Raw genomic sequence first — 16,625 nt, 5'->3', positions numbered from 1 at the left:
GTCAGCCCATCAGCTCGACGAACGCCTGCCGTTCCGGCCCCCGACTCGTCAGATCACAGCCACCCCGGTAGAACCACGACACCAGATCCACATCCGGCTGGGAGCGCAGGTAGGCCATGTTGTCCCGCATCGCCTTCGCCGCCCCTGACCCGTCATCACCGGTCTTGCGGGCGATCCCCCACTCGGCGATCAGCAGCGGCTTGCGCACCTCCGCCCGCCGCGCCGTCGCCAGAGCGAACTCGTTGCGCTCCATCACCGACCGGTACGTCGAGTAGCCGGTGTCGTAGATGTCGAAGCCCACCCCGTTCACGCCTGCCAGAGCGGCGACCTGCCCGAAGTCCGACCACCAGCTGGCGGTCCGGCGCGCGTAATACTCCGTGAACACCGGCACCAGCCGCACCTCGCTTCGACGAGGGTGTCCGGCTAGGGCGGCAGTAAACTCCGCCCACTCCTGCCGGAACTGCGCCGGCGTCGGATCCCCCGAGTCCTGCTGCTCCGGCTCATGGTCGAGGGTCACCACATCGACCACACCGCGGCGGGCTATAGGCCGCGCCGACAACCAGTCTCGGATCTTCTGCGGACTCGACGACGCCACCCAGTCCTTGAAGCTGTACCAGCACACCGACGTTGCCGGGACCATCGACAGCGGACCCGAGGACCATGACGCTAGGCCACCACCGATGCCTGTGTAGAGGCGCACCACCTTCGGATTCGGGAACGCGCCGAGCATCGCTGTCAGGTCCGTGGTCGTCGAGTCCGGCGGGCACCAGCCCAGCAGCGCGGGCCGGCCCACCGTCAACGAAGTCGTGGTCGCGGTGACGTGCCCGGCGGCGTCGCGAACCCGCGCGGTCAACGTGACCGGGCGGGAACCCATCAGACCGTGACCGTGAAACGACCCGGCATCTGCGGGTCCGCCACGATCGTCACCGCCGGGTCGGAGCTGGTCAGCTCGTAGCTGATCGGGTCACCGACCGTCAGCGTCGTCGACACCGTCGACACCGTCCCACCCGCATCCGTGACCGCCCCCGACAGGGTGACCGTCCGGGCGTCCGGGTCGAACGCGTCCACCGTGACCAGCGTCGACTCACCCGGCTGCAGCGTCGACTTCGCCGCCGTGATGGATCGGATGATCGGAGCAGCCATCAGCCCACCTTCAGGATCTTCGGGTTGGAAGCCGGCCAGGTGATCGTCACCGTGCCGGTGCCCGGCTGGATCGGCAGACCCGTACCGGTGTCGTACCAGGCGATCACCCGCTGCGCGGTGGCCGCCACGTCCGCGCCACCCGTCACCGCGCTGGACTGGAACAGCAGCAGCCCGTGGTTGGTGGCGTTCGCCGTCGCCGAGATCGTGGTGTCGTCGGCGTCGAACACCCCGCCCGTCACCGTCTTGTTCGCCAGCGCCGCCGACGTGCCGTTGATCGTCCCGCCGGCCGTGGTCACGTCGCTGACGAACTTGTGCGAGGCGCTGAAGGTGTAGCCGCGCACGAGCGCCACCTTGATGACCGCCGTGTCCAGATCGATCGACGCGTCGAGCAGGCCCTCAGTGAAGGGCGTGAAGTATCCGTTGGCCACCGTCAGCTCCTCAACAAGCCCGCACCGGCCGCCACCCGGCAGGCCTGATCGTGAACGCGCCCCCGGACGGGACGCCCGCAGCAGCGGCCACCAGAGCCCGCTCCGCCTCCGTCAACGCGGCACCGCCCACGAACTCCGTCGCGTACGTCACCGAGTAGTCATCCACCTGCTCCGACCGCACACCGCCCGGGTTCAGCAGCGCACGACGCGCCACCTCCAAGGCGACCGGGAGGAACGGCGACAGGTCCGTGAGCGCGTCGAACCGGGTCGCCCCCACCTCGGCGCGGATCAGCGCGGTGGCCAGCGACCGCGCCAACTCCGCCGACGCCAGGTCCAGATCCTGCTGCATGTACGAGGCGAGCTGCGACAGCTCGAACAGGTCAGCCACCGCCCACCCCCATCAGGTTGGTGGGCCGGACGGCACCCGCATACCGCCCGGCCCCGCCCATCACTCGGTCCGGACACCCGCCGCGTCGAGCGCGGCGACGACGTCCTCGCGGGACGCGTCCGCCGGCACCTCGACACCGTTGCGCTCGGCGTAGGCACGCCACGCCGGAGCACCCGAACCGGCGCCACCCTTCGGCGGCGGACCGTCCTGCGGCGACTCGTCGCCACCGCCGGCGGCCTGCGCCTCCAGCTCGGCGACACGAGCCCGCAGCCGGTCCGCCTCCGCCTGCGGGTCTTCGACCGCGGACGGCACCTTGCCGCCGACCCAGGCACCCGGGTTGGTGATCTTCTTCGCCGCCCACGCCGGAACCGAGTCGTCGGGCCCGAAGACGTGCATCTGGTCGTGCTCGTCCGCCACGTGCACGTACGTGGCCAGCTTCCCGCTCATGCCACGTCCGCCACGAAGCTGAGGTCCGGGTTCGCCTCCACCGGCAGGCCGATGCCGGCCGCCTTCGTCCAGAGCGCGATCGGGTCCTCGGTGGCGTACGCGCCGGCCACGATGCCCGGCCGCTCGCCCTCCTCCAGCCCGTACCGCGGGTCCAGGGACTCGGCGGTGGTGCCCCACAGGGTGGCACCGAGCTGGCTGGCCTCACCGTCGTTCGGGTCCACCGGTGCCGGCAGGTACAGGAACCGGTCGGCGGGGATCGGCCGGGTGGCTACTCCGTTGACGTTGATCTGCTCGTCGACGATGTACCACGGCGGCAGGCCGTGGTCGTCGAGGATGCCCCGCAGCGCGGCCTGCGACACCCGCGACGGCGCGCCGAGGGTGCTGCCGACGAGCTGACGGATCTCGGCGTTGCGCAGCAGGTAGCCCAGCACGGTGCTGGACATGACCATCGCGCCCGGCGCCTCACCGTTGGTGTTCCGGTAGGTCTGCGACCAGGACAGGAGGTCCGCCAGCGGCGTCGCCGTCGCGATCGTCGACCACAGCGTGCCCGGCGCCACCGAGTGGCTTCCGGAGCGACCGAAACCGACGGTCGCGATGACGCCGTTCTCGTTGATGGTGACGGACCCGTTCACGAGGGCGTCGCCGCGGGCCAGCTCCAGCCGGGCCGACACGGCGCGGGTCATCCGCTCCGCGTCGGTGAGCAGGCTGTTGCGGATGGCGTCGGCGTTCGCGGAGCGCTGCCGCAGCCGGTCGTACTCCCCGAGCCGGATCTTCCGCGAGATCGGGGGCAGCTCACCCGACACCCGGGTCAGGCCCGGCCGGGAGCCGATCGGCGACTCGGCGTCGTACGCCCGGTAGGTGGCGGCCTCGATCAGACCCTCACCGCCCTTGGTGAACCGGTACTCCAGGTCGTCGATCGGCCGGTTCGGCAGCCACCGGGCCAGCGTGAACTGGTTGTCCGGCAGGTTCGCCGCGGCCTCCCGGGCGTAGCCGGTCAGCTCGACGGGCTCGATGTAGTCAGCGTTGAGCAGCATGGTCAGCTACCCCCTCTCAGACGAATCGGATGCGGCCGGCGACGTCGGCCTTGCCGTTGGCGTCGACCGCGATCGGCAGGCGGGCCTCGACGACCTTGCCGTGCCAGAGCAGCGCGCCCTGCGGGTCCTGGGTGTTGACGCTCGGCGCGTCGACGGTGCAGAACAGGAACCCGACGAGGGTCTGCCTGCCGTCGACTGCGGCGTCGTCGTACGGGCCGTACAGCCCGGTCGCGGTGATCTTCCCGAGCGGCAGACCGCTGGGGAAGTAGCCGTTGGGGTAGTGGGTGCCGGCGGTGAACGCGCTCGTGTCGAGCGTGATCGACTCTGCCGAGCTGGTGCCGTGGGCCGACCCCAGCCACCGCTGGTCCTCGTTCTGGAAGGTCTCGGTCACGGGGTTGAGGTTCATGCCCTCGCGCTCCTAGGTTGTCGTGGTCTTCGTCTTGTTGTGCCGCTCGGCGTACAGAGACCGGCCGGCGTCCAGCGACGACGTCTTCTGCCCGGGCCTCGCGCCCTGAGCCGGATCCGGGCGCATGCCCGGACGCCGGGTGCCCCCCTGGCCGTCGTCGTCCTGACGGGCGCCGGCGAACGCGGCGAGCAGCTCGTCCGCGTCCTTCGCCAGTTCCTCCCGGCTCCCGCCCACCAGGCGGGACGCCTGCGCCGCGGTGAGGCCCTTCTCGGCCTGCACCTCCGCCCGCCAGCGGGCGGTCCGCTCCTCGGCGATGGCCCGCTCCTGCGCGGCGAGCCGCTCCGTGAGCTGCTCCACCTCGCTCTTGCCCTTGTCGACGTCACCGCCGCCGAGGGCTGCCGCGAGCTTCTCCAGCGGCGCCAGCACGGCGATTCGCTTCTCCAGCGCCTTGCGGGCTTCCCGCTCCTCGCGGAGCGCCTTCTCGCCGCCCGGGCCGAGTGGCTTGTCGCCCTCGCCCTCGGGCTTCCCGGACTCACCCTCCGGCTTGGCGCCTTCGGGCCCGCCGGAGTCCCCGCCACCCTCGCCTTCGCCTCCGTCGTCCGGAGCGGCACCGAGGACCGGCCAGATCGCCTGACCGTTGCGGCGCACACCGAGCGCCCGGATCGGGGCGCCGGTCTTCGGGTGGGTGAGAGTGGGGTGCAGCGGCAGGTCGCCTGCGGCGTGCAGCCCCGGCTTGGTGCTGGTGAGGGTCATCGCGACCTTCCAGGTTGGGACCGGGCGTCGCGCCCGCGTCACGTGATGTATCCGAACCTCCGCAGGAGGCGGACAGCCTCGTCGCGGTTGCCGCCGGCGGCGGAGAGGATGCTCTCCGGCATCAGCCGGGGTGTCTTCGCTGACCGGTACCGGCCGCCGGGCAGCCTCACGCCCGTCTCCCGGGCGCCGAGACGGATGCCGGCCTGGCCGCGCACCGTCGTGCCCTCGGTGGTCGTGAAGACCTGCCGGCCGAACACGTCGCGGGTCTGAAGGCGCCCCAGGTCACGGCCACCGCGCAGCATCCGCGCCTCCGCAGCGGTGATCCGCGCACCGGCTGGCGTCAGCCCCAGAGCGCCACGCCGCGCGTTGACGACCTGACCGATGTCCGCGCCGAGCCGGATCGCCTCCGCGCCGGCCACCGTGAACGCCTTGTTCTGCTCCGCCTGGGACAGGCTGTCGAAGTACGCCCGAGGGTTCGTCTGCACCGCCTCGGCGGTGTCCTCCCGGGCCGGCACGTGCACGCAGTCGCCCCGGGTCTACAACGCGGGTGTCTGTCGAACCCCGCGTTGAAGCCGTACCACCTCCCCGCGAGCACCACGCACCGCGAGCAGGACGCGCCCACCAGCATCCGCCGGTAGCCGGACACGCCCGGCCGGGCCGCCATCGCCACCGTGTCCGCCGCCCGGCCAGCGTCAGCTACCTGCGTCCGCACGATCATGTCGAGGGACGCCGCGCCGCTGGCCAGGGCCCGCTCGACCGACGCGCCGCGTCCGACGCTCCCCAGCGCAGTGACCACCGGCTGGTAGAGAACCCCGTCCAAGCCGCGGCCGTCCGACGCGACCCCCGCCAGCGCCCCGGGCTGAACCTCGCCGACCGGCGCCGCCCGAATCCGCTGGGCGTCGAGCACGTCGGCCAGATACCGGTCCGCCCGCGCGGCGACGACCCGCTGCGCGCCCGTCACCAGCGCCAACAGGCGAGCCAGCATGCCCAGCCACGACTCGGCGACCCGCCCGGGGTCGACCTGCGACCACATGCTCGTTGCCTCTGCGGCGGCGGCGACCGCCAGGCGGCGCCGGTGCGCGGCGTGTTCCGCCGCGACCTCAGCCGGCGTCGCCAACGTCCTCACCACCGGCCGGTCCGCCACCGGCCAAGCCGAGGGCGATCTCACGCACCGGGTCGGCGGCCCGCTCGGCGGCGTCCTCCTGCTCCATGCGCCGGATCTCCTCAGGCGCGTACCCGAGATCGATGCGGGCCTGCCGCAACGTCGTGATGCCCATCTGCCGCTTCTTCACCGAAGCGTCCGCCGCCTGCGCGACCGTCGGCGTGGACGCGTCGCGCCACACCACCTTCATGCGCCGTGCCCGCGTATCCCAGCCTTCGCCGTCACGGACCCGCAGCGCGATCGCCATCACCCGCCGCCAATCCGCCCCAAGACCGGTCTGCTTCCGCTCGACCCGCTTCACCATCTGCGCCTCGGACGACCGGATGGCGTCCGCGCTGGCCGGGTTGTCGGTCGTGAATGACATGTAGTGCGGCGGCAGGGCCGCCAGCTGCGCGGCGATCTGCGCCAGAACCCGGATGGTGTTGTGGAAGACCGCCAGGTCCGACTCGGGGAACTGGCCGACCGCCACCTCGCCGGGCTTCTTCGAGTGCGCCCACATCCGGCCGGCGATCTGCTCGAACGGCGACACCGGGTTGCCGTCCTCGTCCTCGAAGTCCTCCCGCGACATGCCCAGCGCCCACCGGCGCGGCATCGCGTGGAACTCACCGGACACCATCATGTCCGTTGCCATCTTGTTCGCCGCGTCCGCGATCGGGATCACCGACGCGAACTCCGACCGGCCGTCGTGCTTCAGCATCCGACCCCGGTTCACCAGCGGCACCACCGGCACTACACCCAGCCGGTGCTCATCCCGGTCTACCTCAACCCAGCGGCGCGCCCGGTAGAAATGCCGGGTCGAGTCCGGCAGGTACAACGTCGCCCGCTGCACGTTGTCGGCGTCCTTCCACCGCTTCAACGCGCTCACCGGCTGCCGGGTCCGCGGATCCTGCTCCGTGATGCACTGCGTCGGATGCTCCACCGTGATCAGCGGCGAATCGGTGTCCTCGTCGAACGGGTCCGGCACGTCAGCCGCAGGCCCCTCGTCGAGTCCGCGGCGGGCACCCACGATCGCGTACGACCGGCCCAGCGCGATCGACTCCAGGTGCGCCTGCGGCGCCTGCCGGTCCATGTCGTTGTCCTGCCAGATGCCCCACACGTCCGCGTCGGCCTCGTCGACGTCAACGCCATTGGAGGTGGAGCCCGGGAACCGGAAGCCCGTCAGATCCAGCCGCGCCTCGTAGGCGTCAGCGACCATCTCCGGCCAGTTGATGACCAGCTCAGCCAGCCGCTCCCCGAACTCCTGCTTCAACTCCAGAGCGAGGAACCGCAGCGGCTGCTCACCCTCGTAGTAGGCGTCCAGCTTCCGCAGGCGGCGCTGCGCCTTCAGCAGCTTCGCGTCGAGGTAGGAGACGGTCTCCTCCGGGGTCATCGCCACTGCTACGACCCCCTCCTACCTCGGTTCCTGCCACGGAAGACGACCATCTTCGAGGTGGGCTCCTCGGCGGACCATCCCGCCGCCCTGGCGTCGGCCGCAGCTTCGTGAGCCAGCACAGACGCCATCGCAAGGTCGATCTTTTGGTGTTCGGCCGGCTTGCCCAGCACGTACTTCTGACCCGGTTTGGCGACCTTCCGCGCGTTCGCGACGTGCAGGGCGGTCGTCTTGCACCCGTCGTGAGTGATCGCACCCGTGATCAGGTCCGTCTCCATGCGCCGGATCGCCTCGTACATCTGCGTCACCCGGTTCGTGCGCCACGCGACCACCCGGCGCTCGCCGTAGCGCAGCGCGAAGTCGTCGATCTCGCTATCCCAGTCCTCCGGGTCCCAGTACGACCGCTCGATCTCGTACTCGGTGAACAGCTCGTCCACCGCCGCCCGGACCTCGCCACGCGGAATTTCGCCGCCCCACTGCGCCGGGTCCCAGAACGTCGGGCGGCGGTCGGGGCCGTACCTAGGGGTGAACTGGAAGCCGTCCACCGTCTCGGCCCGGATCGCCGTCCAGTCGTTGTTGAGGCTGCCGTCGAAGCCCAGGCACGCGCGGATTTTCACGCCGCCACCTGCCGCGACTCCCACAATCCCTCACGCAGCCAGGAACCCTGGCCGTACACCAGCCGGTTGCCGAAGAACCGCTCAGCCTGCGCCGGGTCCCGCTCCAGCATGTCCGCCGCCTCAGCCTCGATCGCGTCGAGGTCGATGTGCCCGCCGTTCTCCCGCAACGCCTCCGCGTACACGAACCGATGGATGCGACGCCGCTCCACCTTGTTGCGGTACGACAGGTTCGCCGGCGGCTGCCGGAACTGCCGGTAGACGTCCGTGGCCTGCGACTCGTACTGCTGCTGCGCTACCGACCGCTCCGCCGGATCCCACGCGTTCGTCGTCAGGCTGGCCCGGCCGCCCATGCCCGCCAGGCCGCGGTACTGGGTGTCGGCGACCTTCGTCATCCGGTTGCCGGCCGTCCACAGCCCGACCTCGTCCTGCGGCACGAACGTCACCCGCTGACCCAGCCGCGACTGCGCCGAGCTGGTCACCGTGTCGATCCGGCCGCCACCCGGCAGACGGATGAACTCCTCACCCGTCTTGGGGATCAGATCGGCCAGTGGGCCCAGCTCGATCATCGGCCGCAGCGCGTCGTAGACGTTGTCCGTCTGCTCCTCGGACAGGGCCGTGATCTGGATCAGCGGAGTCGGCCACGGCATGCCCATCGGCTCGCCCGGCTGGTACGGGTACTCCCAGCCGCAGCCGCAGCCGTGGTCCACGCAGGCGTAGCCGTCGTCCTTGCCCGCCCATCCGGCGAACAGGGCCGGTCCCACGCCCTCCAGGCAGATGTGCCCGGCCGCCAGCGGGCTCTTGCCCTTCTTCTGCGGGTCCACCAGCAAGCCACGTCGGTAAACGAACGCCGGCCCCAGGATCGGGTCAGCCGGCACCCACCGGGCCGAGCCCTTCACCAGGTAGAAGTTCGCCAGGTACTCGAACTGGTAGTCGTACGGGTTAAACGGACGGCCGCGGCGGAACCCGTCAGGGATCACACAATGGCGTGGAATCCAATCCAGGGCGACCAGCAGCGGCTGATCCTCACGCACCCTTCCCGCCTGCGATACCGCGCAGTCGATCGCGCGCCGCAGTCTGGGCCGGCGCGGGCGGCGCCGAACGGTCGCCGCGCTTCTGCGCCACCTCATCACCCGGGATCCGCCAACGGTTTGCCCGCATGCCGGGGGTCGTCAGCCCCAGCGAGTCCTGCTGCTGGCGGACCAGCGTCCCCAGGTTCACCGGAGCGCCGGGCATCTCCACCAGGGCCAGGTTCCGGACGTGCAGCGCCACTTCAAGCTCTTGGCCGTACCGCTGCCACATCAGCGCCTGCGGCTTGCGCCAGAGTGCCGTCCACAGCTCTACCTCGCGGTCGGACTGACCAGCCAGCGGCCACGCCGGCGGCTCGCCGGGGCGGCCCGATGCCGGGAGGATCGTCCACTCGCCCTGGTCCCGTTCGCGCCGCAGCGCGTTCGGATCAGGAGCCGGCCCGGAGCGGGCTCGCGCGCCTCCGCTTCCCATCGTCGATCACCCCTCAGCCGCATCGCGCGGCATCGGACGGACCGTCACATCGCGTGACGGTCGTGGATCTTGAAACCGGTTTGAACCCGGCGCACCACCGGCTCACCTCCCCGGCGGTCCTGCGACCTGCGGCAATGGGGGTCACCCCCCACCCCTTCGGTCACTCACCGTGACTGCCGGCGTCGCCAGCCTCGGTTGCAGCCGGCGTGCTCAAGCCGGTCGGCTTTGGCTCTGCGGTCGGCGCGCAGGTCGGTGCCGTGTCCAGCGTCGAGCTTCTGCCCGGCCAACATGGGCTGGTCACACACAGGGCAGGGGGTGCCGGGCACGAAGTCACGCAGCAGCTGCTCGCGGATCAGCTCATGCTCTCGGTCGTAGCCGCGCTGCTGTCTGCTGCCTCGTGCCCGGTCGACCTGCCGTGCGTGGGTCGGGCATCTGCCTTTGTTGACCAGCTCGGGGCATCCGGGTTCCGCGCAGGCTTTGAGTGCTCGCGGCATCCGGTCACCCCCGGACATGACGAAGCCCCGCCGGTCGGGGGGACGGCGGGGCTTCGGTCTTCGATTGAGTGGCTACGCTGCTCGCTTGATCGCGTCGATGTGCGCCATCAACTCAGGGGCGGCCTCGAAGTACTCCTTGCGCCGCGCACGCAGGTGAGCGAACTGCCGGTGCCGCTTCCGCTCCAGGTCCACTCCGCCGGGCTCTGTGGCTAGCACTTCGTCAGGATCGAGCGAGTTCATCCGGGCCCGGAGGTTGACCGTGGTACCGATCTTCACGTGGTCACGTATCCGCACGTAGTAGACCACCGAGGCGTCCGAGGTCCGTGCCTCGTATGCCGCCTTGGCGGCGATAGCGTTGACTTGCGACCTGACCTTGATTTGGTCGGTGATGTACAGCCATGCCTCTTGCAGATGCTGCATGCACAGCCGCATTGGTGCGTCCGGCGGGACTGGCTGAAGGCACTCCCGCTCGTCCTTGCGGGTCAGCGAGCAGCGGTAGGTAACCTGATCCATGTCGACTCCAAACCAGTCGGCCGCGCCCCGGGCCTGTTGCGAGCAGGTGCCGGGGCTTCTTTGGGTATGCGAAAGGGGCCCGGCGTCTGCCAGGCCCCTTCGACACGTCATCTCAAGCTATCAGTAATGGTGTTCCGTGATCGACATCCTGTCAAGCTGGCCCGCTGGTCACGGCCGCCACTCGTCGCGGTAGCCGGGCCGGTCGGCGTACGGCAGGGCCAGCGCCCGGAGCGCGCCGGCGGCGTTGTTCTGCCGCAGCCCCATGTCCGGCTGAGTGCTCCACTCGTCGTTCGGCTCGAAGCCGCGCAGCACATCGATGACGCGCCGCTTGGCGTCCACCTCGGCGAGCACCCGCGCCGGGTCGTGGCGGGCGATGTGCTCGCGGTCAGCGGCGGCGGGGTTGCCGAGGGGCAGCCACGCCCGCGCTGCCCGCTCGTCGTCGTCGAGCTGCTGACGCATCCAGGTCACCAGGTCGTCCACGCCGCTCATGCTGCCACCTCCGTCCACACCTGCGCCGCGTACGCCCGAAGCTCCGCCACGTCGTACAACGTCCGCCGCTTCCCGTCCCGCCCATGCCGCTGCACCTTGTCCAGCGACGCCCACTTCCGGATCAGCCCCGGATCGACCGGCCGGTTGTACCGCATCGCCAGGTCCGCCGCCCCCGCGTACGCGTCCACCAGCGCGCCCGCCTCACCGACGAGCTGCTTCTGCCACCACTCCACAGTCTCCTCCGTGTCGCAGCCGGCGCAGTGCACGAGGTGGTGGGCGCCGTACACGTACAGCCGCTCCCCGCACACACTCTCCACCCCGTCGAGGTCGACCAGCACCAGCGGGCAGTCGCCGATGTACAACCGGTCCGACCCGGCCGGGTACGCCAGCCGCCGGGTACGCGGATCGGAGGCGATGTCCCGCAAATCCCGGGCATGCTCGTCAGCGGCCCCGTGAGCGGCCAGCCACACCGCATGGTGGGCGACATACTCGGCAAGCCCCGAAATCGCGTCTACGGGCAAATGAGAGCCCCTTTCCTCCGCGATCATGCGGCACAGGCTGACGAGCGTCGCCCGGATCGCGGTCCGCGCCTCCATCACCTCGTCGTCTGGCACGGGCGCCCCCGAGCTGGACCCGGCGACCTTCTCACCGCCACGGCCCCGCCGGATGAGGGTGAGCGCGAGGTCTTCGTGGAGCACGGCGGCAGTCCGGGCGTCCTCGGCGAGCCTGCGCACGTCGACCGGGCACAGCCGGAGTCCGTCGGCGGCGAGTCGGGGCAGGCAGCCGCGGCAGTTGCCGCCCGGGCAGGCGGGGCCGTGCTGGTGGGGTGTGTGGCAGTGCGCGGCGACGCAAAGGTGCTGGTGCATGTGGTCCCCCCTTGTAGGCTTGCCGGTGGTTGAGCTGGCTGCCTTTGGGTGGTTGCTCCGGTGGGCCGGTGTGGGGTGGGCGACCCCGACCGGCCCACCGTCGTTCTCAGGTCGGTTGGCCGTACGACCACTCGCTGCCGTCGTCACCGCGGTGCCATCCGGCGTGACCGGCGGTCAGGCAGCACACCTGACGAACGCGGCTGGCGATCAGGGCCAGGCTCGGAGCGATGTCACCGCACCGGCCATTGCCGGTGATCGGCTCCTTCAGCAGATCGGCGGTCTCGGTGAGCCCCATGCGGCGCAGCGTCCGGTCGAGGCTGCCGGACTTGCCGCCGCGCTCCAGCCGGATCGCCTCGGCGATGGCTTGGTCGTAGGAGACGGCGAGGCTGGCGAGGAACGCCTTGGTCGGGTCCTCCGGGTCGGCGTTGTCACGGATCTCGCGGTAGCGCTGCATGTCGTCAGTGCTCACAGTGGGGTTCCTTCCTGCTGGTGGCGGGCGCGGGCCTGGGCGAGGACGCCCATCAGCGCTCCCCGGTCGGTAGGTGGCGGGCGAAGCGGTCTTGCAGCCGGTACGCAGCAGAGCGGGCCGGGTCGTACCGGGAGCGGTCGTAGCCGCGTGTGGTGTCCGTGGACGAGTGGCCGACGTCTTGGGCGACGTCGTAGATGGACACGCCGCTGGCGAGGCTGGCGGTGACGTAGGTGGCGCGGGTGGAGTGCGGGCTGAGCGTGTCCACCACCGCCTGCGGCAGTCCGGCGGCGCGGGCGAGGCGTTGGAGGAGCAGCCGCACCTTGTGCCGGCCGAGCGGCTTGCCGGTGGCGGTGGCGATGAGCGGCCGGTCCCGTCCGGCGCCGGCCTGCCCGGCGAGGACCATGGTGTTGGCGGGTCCGTCGGGGCGTTGGGCGAGGTGGGCGTCGAGGCGGGCGACGACGGTGGGCACGAGGACGACGGTGCGGCCTTTGCCGCCTTTGCCGTGGACGTGCAGCACCATGTGCCCTCGGTCGACGCCTACGTCGCCGAGGCGGGCGGTGACGAGTTCGGTGACGCGCAGGCCGGTGTGCAGGAGCAGCCAGACGATGAGCGCGGCGCGTGGGGTGTCGCGGTCGGCTGCGGCGAGGAGTTGGGCAGCGTGTTCGTCGGAGAGGGCGGCGGCGGGCCGCGGGGCGCGGACGGGGCGTTCCTCCTTGGTGAGCTTGGCGGGGTTGCGCGGGGCGGTCTGGTGGCGGATGAGCCAGTCGTAGAACGACGACACCGCGCCGAGCCGGCGGGCTTGGGTGGTGCCGGCTTCGCCGAGCTGGCCGAGGTGGGCCAGCCAGAGCTGGATGTGGGCGGGCCAGGCGTCGAGCGGGTTGATGCCGTTGGTGAGGGCCCAGGTGAGCCAGGAGGCGAGGTCGCGGCGGTAGGCGTCCTCGGTGTGTTCGCTCTTGCGGCCTTTGGCCTTGACGAAGGTAGCGGCGAGCCGGGCGAGGTGGTCGCCCGGCTCGGCCACGGTGGCAAGGTCAGTCACAGCCACATCACCGCCGCCGCGTTGATCGCAAGGTGCAGGGTGTTGTCGGCGACGATCATCAGCCAGACCGCCATCCACGGCGGGGTGTCGAGCGGGTAGCCGGTCGACGTGCGCTCCACCGGCCGGTACTGGCCGCGTGGAGCGAACTGGTTCTTTACCCACACGACGTGCCGGGCCAGCCGGTACCGGTCGACGACGATGTGCGTGCCGCCGATGACCAGCAGCGCCCACGGGGAGCGGGTCACCAGCAGGTACGGCAGCGTGTAGGTGATGCCGTGGGCAACGGCGGGCCACCATCGCTTGGTCTTCTCGCAAGCCATCCAGTGGCTTTGGATGACGTAGTCGCCCACGAGGTGGGCGAGCACGATGCCGAGGCCGGTCATGCCGACACCTCCGCAGTCCAGGGCTGCGGCGGGGCGGACCACACCCGGACGTAGCGCCCGAGGCGGCCCGCTTCTGGCTGGAACGTCGTGACGGTGGTTGCCTGGCACCGGCGGCACCGCACGGCCGTCCACCGGCCGCGCTGCTCGGTCGAGGTCGCCAGCGCCGTAGCGGGCTCGCCATCGAATGCGCAGTGCTCGCAGTCGTACGGGATGTGGGACATGATCGGCGCGAGATCCCACGGCTCCCACGACAGCGGGACCCCGTCGATCTCGTTCGGTAGCGCCACCGGGACGATGGTCGGCTGACTCATCTCGGTCCTTCCTTGATCGTTCGTGGGGTTCATAACGGGGCTTATGGACCTACGGGCGGCGGTAGGTGGCGGCGAGCCGGGCGAGGTGGTCGCCCGGCCGCTGCACGGGAACGAGGTCAGTCACGGCTGCGCCTCCACGGTCAGGCGGAACTCGCGGGTAACGCCGTCGTTGTCGGTCGCCTCGACCCACACCGCCGTGGGGTCGCTGTCGATGTGAGCGACCAGCATTACCTCGGGGTAGTCGCCTTCGATCGCCTCGGCGATACGACGCGCGATGTCTTCGGGGCTCACGCGGCACCTCCGAACAGGTCTGCCTGGGCGACCGCCGGCTTGATGACCAGCCCAAGGTGCGCGCACCGGGCGAGGTCGGCGTTCCAGGCGATGAGAGCACTGGGGTGGCTGGCGGCGACCTGCCGGCCGTTGGCGCGGGGCAGACCAAACTTGACCCGCCCTCGGATCAGCAGCGCGGTGGTGGCGTGCTCCAGGGCCTTCTGGAACGTGCGGGTGTCGGTGTGAGCAGGAATGAGCAGCACGACCTGGCGGCCGAATGCGGCGGCCTCGATGCACCGGTTGACCCAGCGGGCGCGGGCCTCGCCGTACGGCGGGTTGCACCAGATGGTGTCCGCGTCCCACGGCTCGGCGGCACCGTCGGCGGGCGGGGTGTAAAAGCGGACCGCGTCGACCGGGTTGTCGGGGGTGGTGCACGGGTCCAGCTCGATGGTGCCGCCGAGCATCTCCCGAACCGGGTCGAGGATGTACGTCGGCGTGAGGGCGGTCTGGTCGGGGTGGTCCTCGGCGCGGCGGCGGAGGTCGTTGTCGAACCGGTGGGCGGCGCTGCGGGTCATCACCCCTCCTTTCGTGATCGTCTTGCCTGTTGATCTCATGGGTTAATGGGAGCTATCGGGTCACTGCTTATGGCTTCGGGCCGCGGCAGCCGCGCTCGCCGCACGAGGTGAGCGGGCTGATCGACTCGCCTCCGCTGCCCTGGCTCCAGGCGACGTACATCCCGGTGGTGCAGTGAACGAAGTCCTTGTGCGTCGCGCTGTCACCCGGGCAGGCGTCCTGAGCGGTGCACTCGCTGAAGCCGAAGTGCCGGAACAGGACGCCGTCGCAGCGGAGGCGCACGAGGCGGCCCGGCTCAGCGGCCACCCACTTCTCCTCGTACGCCTCGGCCTCGCTCCGGCAGGTGCCCTGATGCGCCTTGCGGGAGTGCGAGGTGTGGAAGATCGGTGATGGTGCTCCCGGCAGGAGCAGGTTCTCCCCGACGAACTCAATGGAGTGCTGCCGGGAGGTGATCGGCTCGGAGCACGCCCAGCAGCAGCCGGGGAGTACGCCACCGAGGCGCTCCAGCTCCTTCATCGCAGCGGTGGCGGCACGGTTCCTGTCGTCGCACGGGCAAGGCCAGAGCATCTGACACTCGACGCAAGCCGGGTACGGGTCAGGCAACGCCCACCACTGCGGGTTGTACGCCCAGGGCGTGACGCGCATGCCGACGCGCTCCTTGCCGCTGGGGTGGGGCTTGACGACGGGCTCCAGCTCCAGGCCGCGCTCGCGGTCCTTCCACTTCGCGGGCTCGGGGCGACCGACGCGCTCCCACTCCTTGACGGAGCGCTCGTGCCAATTGACGAAGTCACGCTCGAAGACGCGCAGGACTCGGTACGCGCGCCGGTCGGAGCAGGCGATGAGCTGGCCGGGCTGCGGAACCTCGCCAGCGGATCGGATGGCGTGGTCATAGATGATCGGGCTCCAGTCGCGGGTCATGGTCAGTGCCTCCTGCGGGCGATGAGTGGGCGGGTGCGGCGGCGTCGGGCGGCGACGATGAGGAGTCGGCGGACGCGGGCGGGTGCTTGTCGGATGCGGGCGGCGATTTCGGGGCCGGTCTGCGGGATCACGACGCCACCTCGGCGTACGAGCCGACTCGCCGGTCGCAGCCCCACGGGCGGCTCGGCTTCTCTCCCTCGTGCCAGGCGGCGAGGAACCGGCGGCGGCCCGCCGCGACGTAGCCCTTGAACGTCGCGTACTTCAATCCGAGGGCGTCGGCGGCTCTCTGGTAGTTGTCGTGCACGGCCAGCGCGGTGATCGCCTCGCGTTGGGCTGGGGTGAGAGTCGGCAGGATCTGCGCCAGGGCGTACCGCTCCACCACGCGGTTCTCCGGGGACCGGGATGGTGTTGCGCCGCACAGGTCCCACCAGTAGGCGCGGAACGCCGGCGAGGAGGCGGCGCCGTGGACGCCGCCGTCGGTTTTGCGCCGGTAGTAGCCGTGCGCCTGCCGTGCCTGGTCGACGGTGGCGTAGATGGCGAGTTGGCCGGCGCGCACGAGGGCGTGGCGTGGTGGCCAGTGCTCGGCGGCGTAGAGGTGTTCGGCGATGGCGGACCAGGCGGTGTCGTAGCGGTCGCGCCAGTCGGAGGCCATGGTGCCGGCGGTGTGCACGGCGAGGCGGGCGATCGTGTGGAGGTCGGCGATGGTGTAGCCGTGGCGGAGTTCGGTCATTTCGGGTCCTTGAGGTGCTGTCCGGTCCAGTAGCAGTCGGGGACCATGCCATCGGGCGGGTTTGGGCATCCGCACTCGTTGGGGATGCAGTGGGCGGGGATGATCGGGTCGCGTTCGAGGCCGAAGCCGCGGGCTTGCGCGGCGAGCCGGGCGGCTCGGGCGGCGCGAATGTCGGCGTCGTCGAGGCGGTCACGCCAGCCGGTCGAGGGCGGCAGGCTGATCGGCTGGGTGCGCGGCGTCGGGGTCTGCGGGTGGCAGAGGACATGGCCGCATGCGGCGATGGCGAGGCGGGTCACGCCGGCTCGGGGTCGATGTCGTTGAGGCCTTGG

The 16,625-nt window shown here is 70.9% G+C and carries 25 protein-coding genes; all 25 read right to left on the bottom strand.

What is annotated here, in order from left to right:
- Position 1: 1 nt before the first annotated feature.
- The 25 genes from ACN27B_RS08690 to ACN27B_RS08570 all read right to left on the bottom strand — a co-directional run bounded on the left by ACN27B_RS08690 (position 2) and on the right by ACN27B_RS08570 (position 16,592).
- Positions 2–874, bottom strand: a complete 873-nt coding sequence (locus ACN27B_RS08690) for a hypothetical protein (protein ID WP_422744341.1) — start codon at positions 872–874, stop codon at positions 2–4.
- A complete protein-coding gene (locus ACN27B_RS08685; protein WP_422744339.1) occupies positions 874–1,143 on the bottom strand; it encodes a hypothetical protein in 270 nt (89 codons plus the stop codon). Before ACN27B_RS08685 ends, ACN27B_RS08690 begins: the two co-directional genes overlap by 1 nt.
- Positions 1,143–1,571 carry a hypothetical protein gene (locus ACN27B_RS08680; protein ID WP_422744337.1) on the bottom strand — a complete coding sequence of 143 codons (429 nt, stop codon included), beginning with the start codon at positions 1,569–1,571 and terminating at the stop codon, positions 1,143–1,145. The genes ACN27B_RS08685 and ACN27B_RS08680 overlap by 1 nt, the downstream gene beginning before the upstream one ends.
- Positions 1,572–1,581: 10 nt before the next feature.
- Positions 1,582–1,959 carry a hypothetical protein gene (locus ACN27B_RS08675; RefSeq protein WP_422744335.1) on the bottom strand — a complete coding sequence of 126 codons (378 nt, stop codon included), beginning with the start codon at positions 1,957–1,959 and terminating at the stop codon, positions 1,582–1,584.
- Positions 1,960–2,019: 60 nt separating this feature from the next.
- A complete protein-coding gene (locus ACN27B_RS08670; RefSeq protein WP_422744333.1) occupies positions 2,020–2,406 on the bottom strand; it encodes a hypothetical protein in 387 nt (128 codons plus the stop codon).
- Positions 2,403–3,440, bottom strand: coding sequence for a major capsid protein (locus ACN27B_RS08665; protein ID WP_422744331.1), 1,038 nt, complete (start codon positions 3,438–3,440; stop codon positions 2,403–2,405). Before ACN27B_RS08665 ends, ACN27B_RS08670 begins: the two co-directional genes overlap by 4 nt.
- A 16-nt stretch (positions 3,441–3,456) precedes the next feature.
- A complete protein-coding gene (locus ACN27B_RS08660; RefSeq protein WP_422744329.1) occupies positions 3,457–3,846 on the bottom strand; it encodes a head decoration protein in 390 nt (129 codons plus the stop codon).
- 12 nt (positions 3,847–3,858) lie between these two features.
- Positions 3,859–4,599 carry a hypothetical protein gene (locus tag ACN27B_RS08655; protein WP_422744327.1) on the bottom strand — a complete coding sequence of 247 codons (741 nt, stop codon included), beginning with the start codon at positions 4,597–4,599 and terminating at the stop codon, positions 3,859–3,861.
- A 38-nt stretch (positions 4,600–4,637) separates the two neighbouring features.
- Complete coding sequence (locus tag ACN27B_RS08650) at positions 4,638–5,120, bottom strand: hypothetical protein (RefSeq protein ID WP_422744325.1); 483 nt, start codon at positions 5,118–5,120, stop codon at positions 4,638–4,640.
- Positions 5,121–5,699: 579 nt separating this feature from the next.
- Positions 5,700–7,130, bottom strand: coding sequence for a phage portal protein (locus tag ACN27B_RS08645; protein WP_422744323.1), 1,431 nt, complete (start codon positions 7,128–7,130; stop codon positions 5,700–5,702).
- Positions 7,131–7,138: 8 nt separating this feature from the next.
- Positions 7,139–7,747, bottom strand: a complete 609-nt coding sequence (locus ACN27B_RS08640) for a hypothetical protein (protein ID WP_422744321.1) — start codon at positions 7,745–7,747, stop codon at positions 7,139–7,141.
- Positions 7,744–8,724 (bottom strand): hypothetical protein, encoded by a 981-nt coding sequence (locus ACN27B_RS08635; protein ID WP_422744319.1) that lies wholly within the window; start codon positions 8,722–8,724, stop codon positions 7,744–7,746. The genes ACN27B_RS08640 and ACN27B_RS08635 overlap by 4 nt, the downstream gene beginning before the upstream one ends.
- Positions 8,725–8,770: 46 nt before the next feature.
- Positions 8,771–9,244, bottom strand: coding sequence for a hypothetical protein (locus ACN27B_RS08630; RefSeq protein ID WP_422744317.1), 474 nt, complete (start codon positions 9,242–9,244; stop codon positions 8,771–8,773).
- 566 nt (positions 9,245–9,810) lie between these two features.
- Positions 9,811–10,251 (bottom strand): GIY-YIG nuclease family protein, encoded by a 441-nt coding sequence (locus ACN27B_RS08625; RefSeq protein WP_422744315.1) that lies wholly within the window; start codon positions 10,249–10,251, stop codon positions 9,811–9,813.
- A 168-nt stretch (positions 10,252–10,419) separates the two neighbouring features.
- Positions 10,420–10,740 carry a DUF6221 family protein gene (locus ACN27B_RS08620; protein WP_422744313.1) on the bottom strand — a complete coding sequence of 107 codons (321 nt, stop codon included), beginning with the start codon at positions 10,738–10,740 and terminating at the stop codon, positions 10,420–10,422.
- Positions 10,737–11,165, bottom strand: coding sequence for a hypothetical protein (locus ACN27B_RS08615; RefSeq protein ID WP_422744311.1), 429 nt, complete (start codon positions 11,163–11,165; stop codon positions 10,737–10,739). Before ACN27B_RS08615 ends, ACN27B_RS08620 begins: the two co-directional genes overlap by 4 nt.
- 547 nt (positions 11,166–11,712) lie before the next feature.
- On the bottom strand, positions 11,713–12,075 hold the full coding sequence (locus ACN27B_RS08610) for a hypothetical protein (protein ID WP_422744309.1): 363 nt from the start codon (positions 12,073–12,075) through the stop codon (positions 11,713–11,715).
- 52 nt (positions 12,076–12,127) lie between these two features.
- On the bottom strand, positions 12,128–13,111 hold the full coding sequence (locus ACN27B_RS08605) for a tyrosine-type recombinase/integrase (protein ID WP_422744307.1): 984 nt from the start codon (positions 13,109–13,111) through the stop codon (positions 12,128–12,130).
- Positions 13,108–13,494: a DUF3307 domain-containing protein gene (locus ACN27B_RS08600; protein ID WP_422744305.1), complete on the bottom strand. Its 387-nt coding sequence runs from the start codon at positions 13,492–13,494 to the stop codon at positions 13,108–13,110. The genes ACN27B_RS08605 and ACN27B_RS08600 overlap by 4 nt, the downstream gene beginning before the upstream one ends.
- Positions 13,491–13,805 (bottom strand): hypothetical protein, encoded by a 315-nt coding sequence (locus ACN27B_RS08595; RefSeq protein ID WP_422744303.1) that lies wholly within the window; start codon positions 13,803–13,805, stop codon positions 13,491–13,493. The genes ACN27B_RS08600 and ACN27B_RS08595 overlap by 4 nt, the downstream gene beginning before the upstream one ends.
- 120 nt (positions 13,806–13,925) lie before the next feature.
- The gene (locus ACN27B_RS08590) at positions 13,926–14,096 is read right to left on the bottom strand and encodes a hypothetical protein (protein WP_422744301.1); all 171 of its coding nucleotides are present in this window, start codon (positions 14,094–14,096) and stop codon (positions 13,926–13,928) included.
- The gene (locus tag ACN27B_RS08585; RefSeq protein ID WP_422744299.1) at positions 14,093–14,650 is read right to left on the bottom strand and encodes a DNA N-6-adenine-methyltransferase; all 558 of its coding nucleotides are present in this window, start codon (positions 14,648–14,650) and stop codon (positions 14,093–14,095) included. Before ACN27B_RS08585 ends, ACN27B_RS08590 begins: the two co-directional genes overlap by 4 nt.
- Before the next feature lie 67 nt (positions 14,651–14,717).
- A complete protein-coding gene (locus tag ACN27B_RS08580) occupies positions 14,718–15,566 on the bottom strand; it encodes a hypothetical protein (protein ID WP_422744297.1) in 849 nt (282 codons plus the stop codon).
- Between the two features lie 127 nt (positions 15,567–15,693).
- Positions 15,694–16,296: a hypothetical protein gene (locus tag ACN27B_RS08575; protein ID WP_422744295.1), complete on the bottom strand. Its 603-nt coding sequence runs from the start codon at positions 16,294–16,296 to the stop codon at positions 15,694–15,696.
- Entirely contained in the window at positions 16,293–16,592 is a 300-nt protein-coding gene (locus ACN27B_RS08570) for a hypothetical protein (RefSeq protein ID WP_422744293.1), read from the bottom strand. Before ACN27B_RS08570 ends, ACN27B_RS08575 begins: the two co-directional genes overlap by 4 nt.
- Positions 16,593–16,625 lie beyond the last annotated feature (33 nt).

Source organism: Micromonospora sp. WMMD754 (genome assembly GCF_049315235.1).
In the GTDB taxonomy this organism is placed as follows: Bacteria; Actinomycetota; Actinomycetes; order Mycobacteriales; family Micromonosporaceae; genus Micromonospora; species Micromonospora sediminicola.
This window is presented reverse-complemented; position numbering and strand designations above follow the sequence as displayed.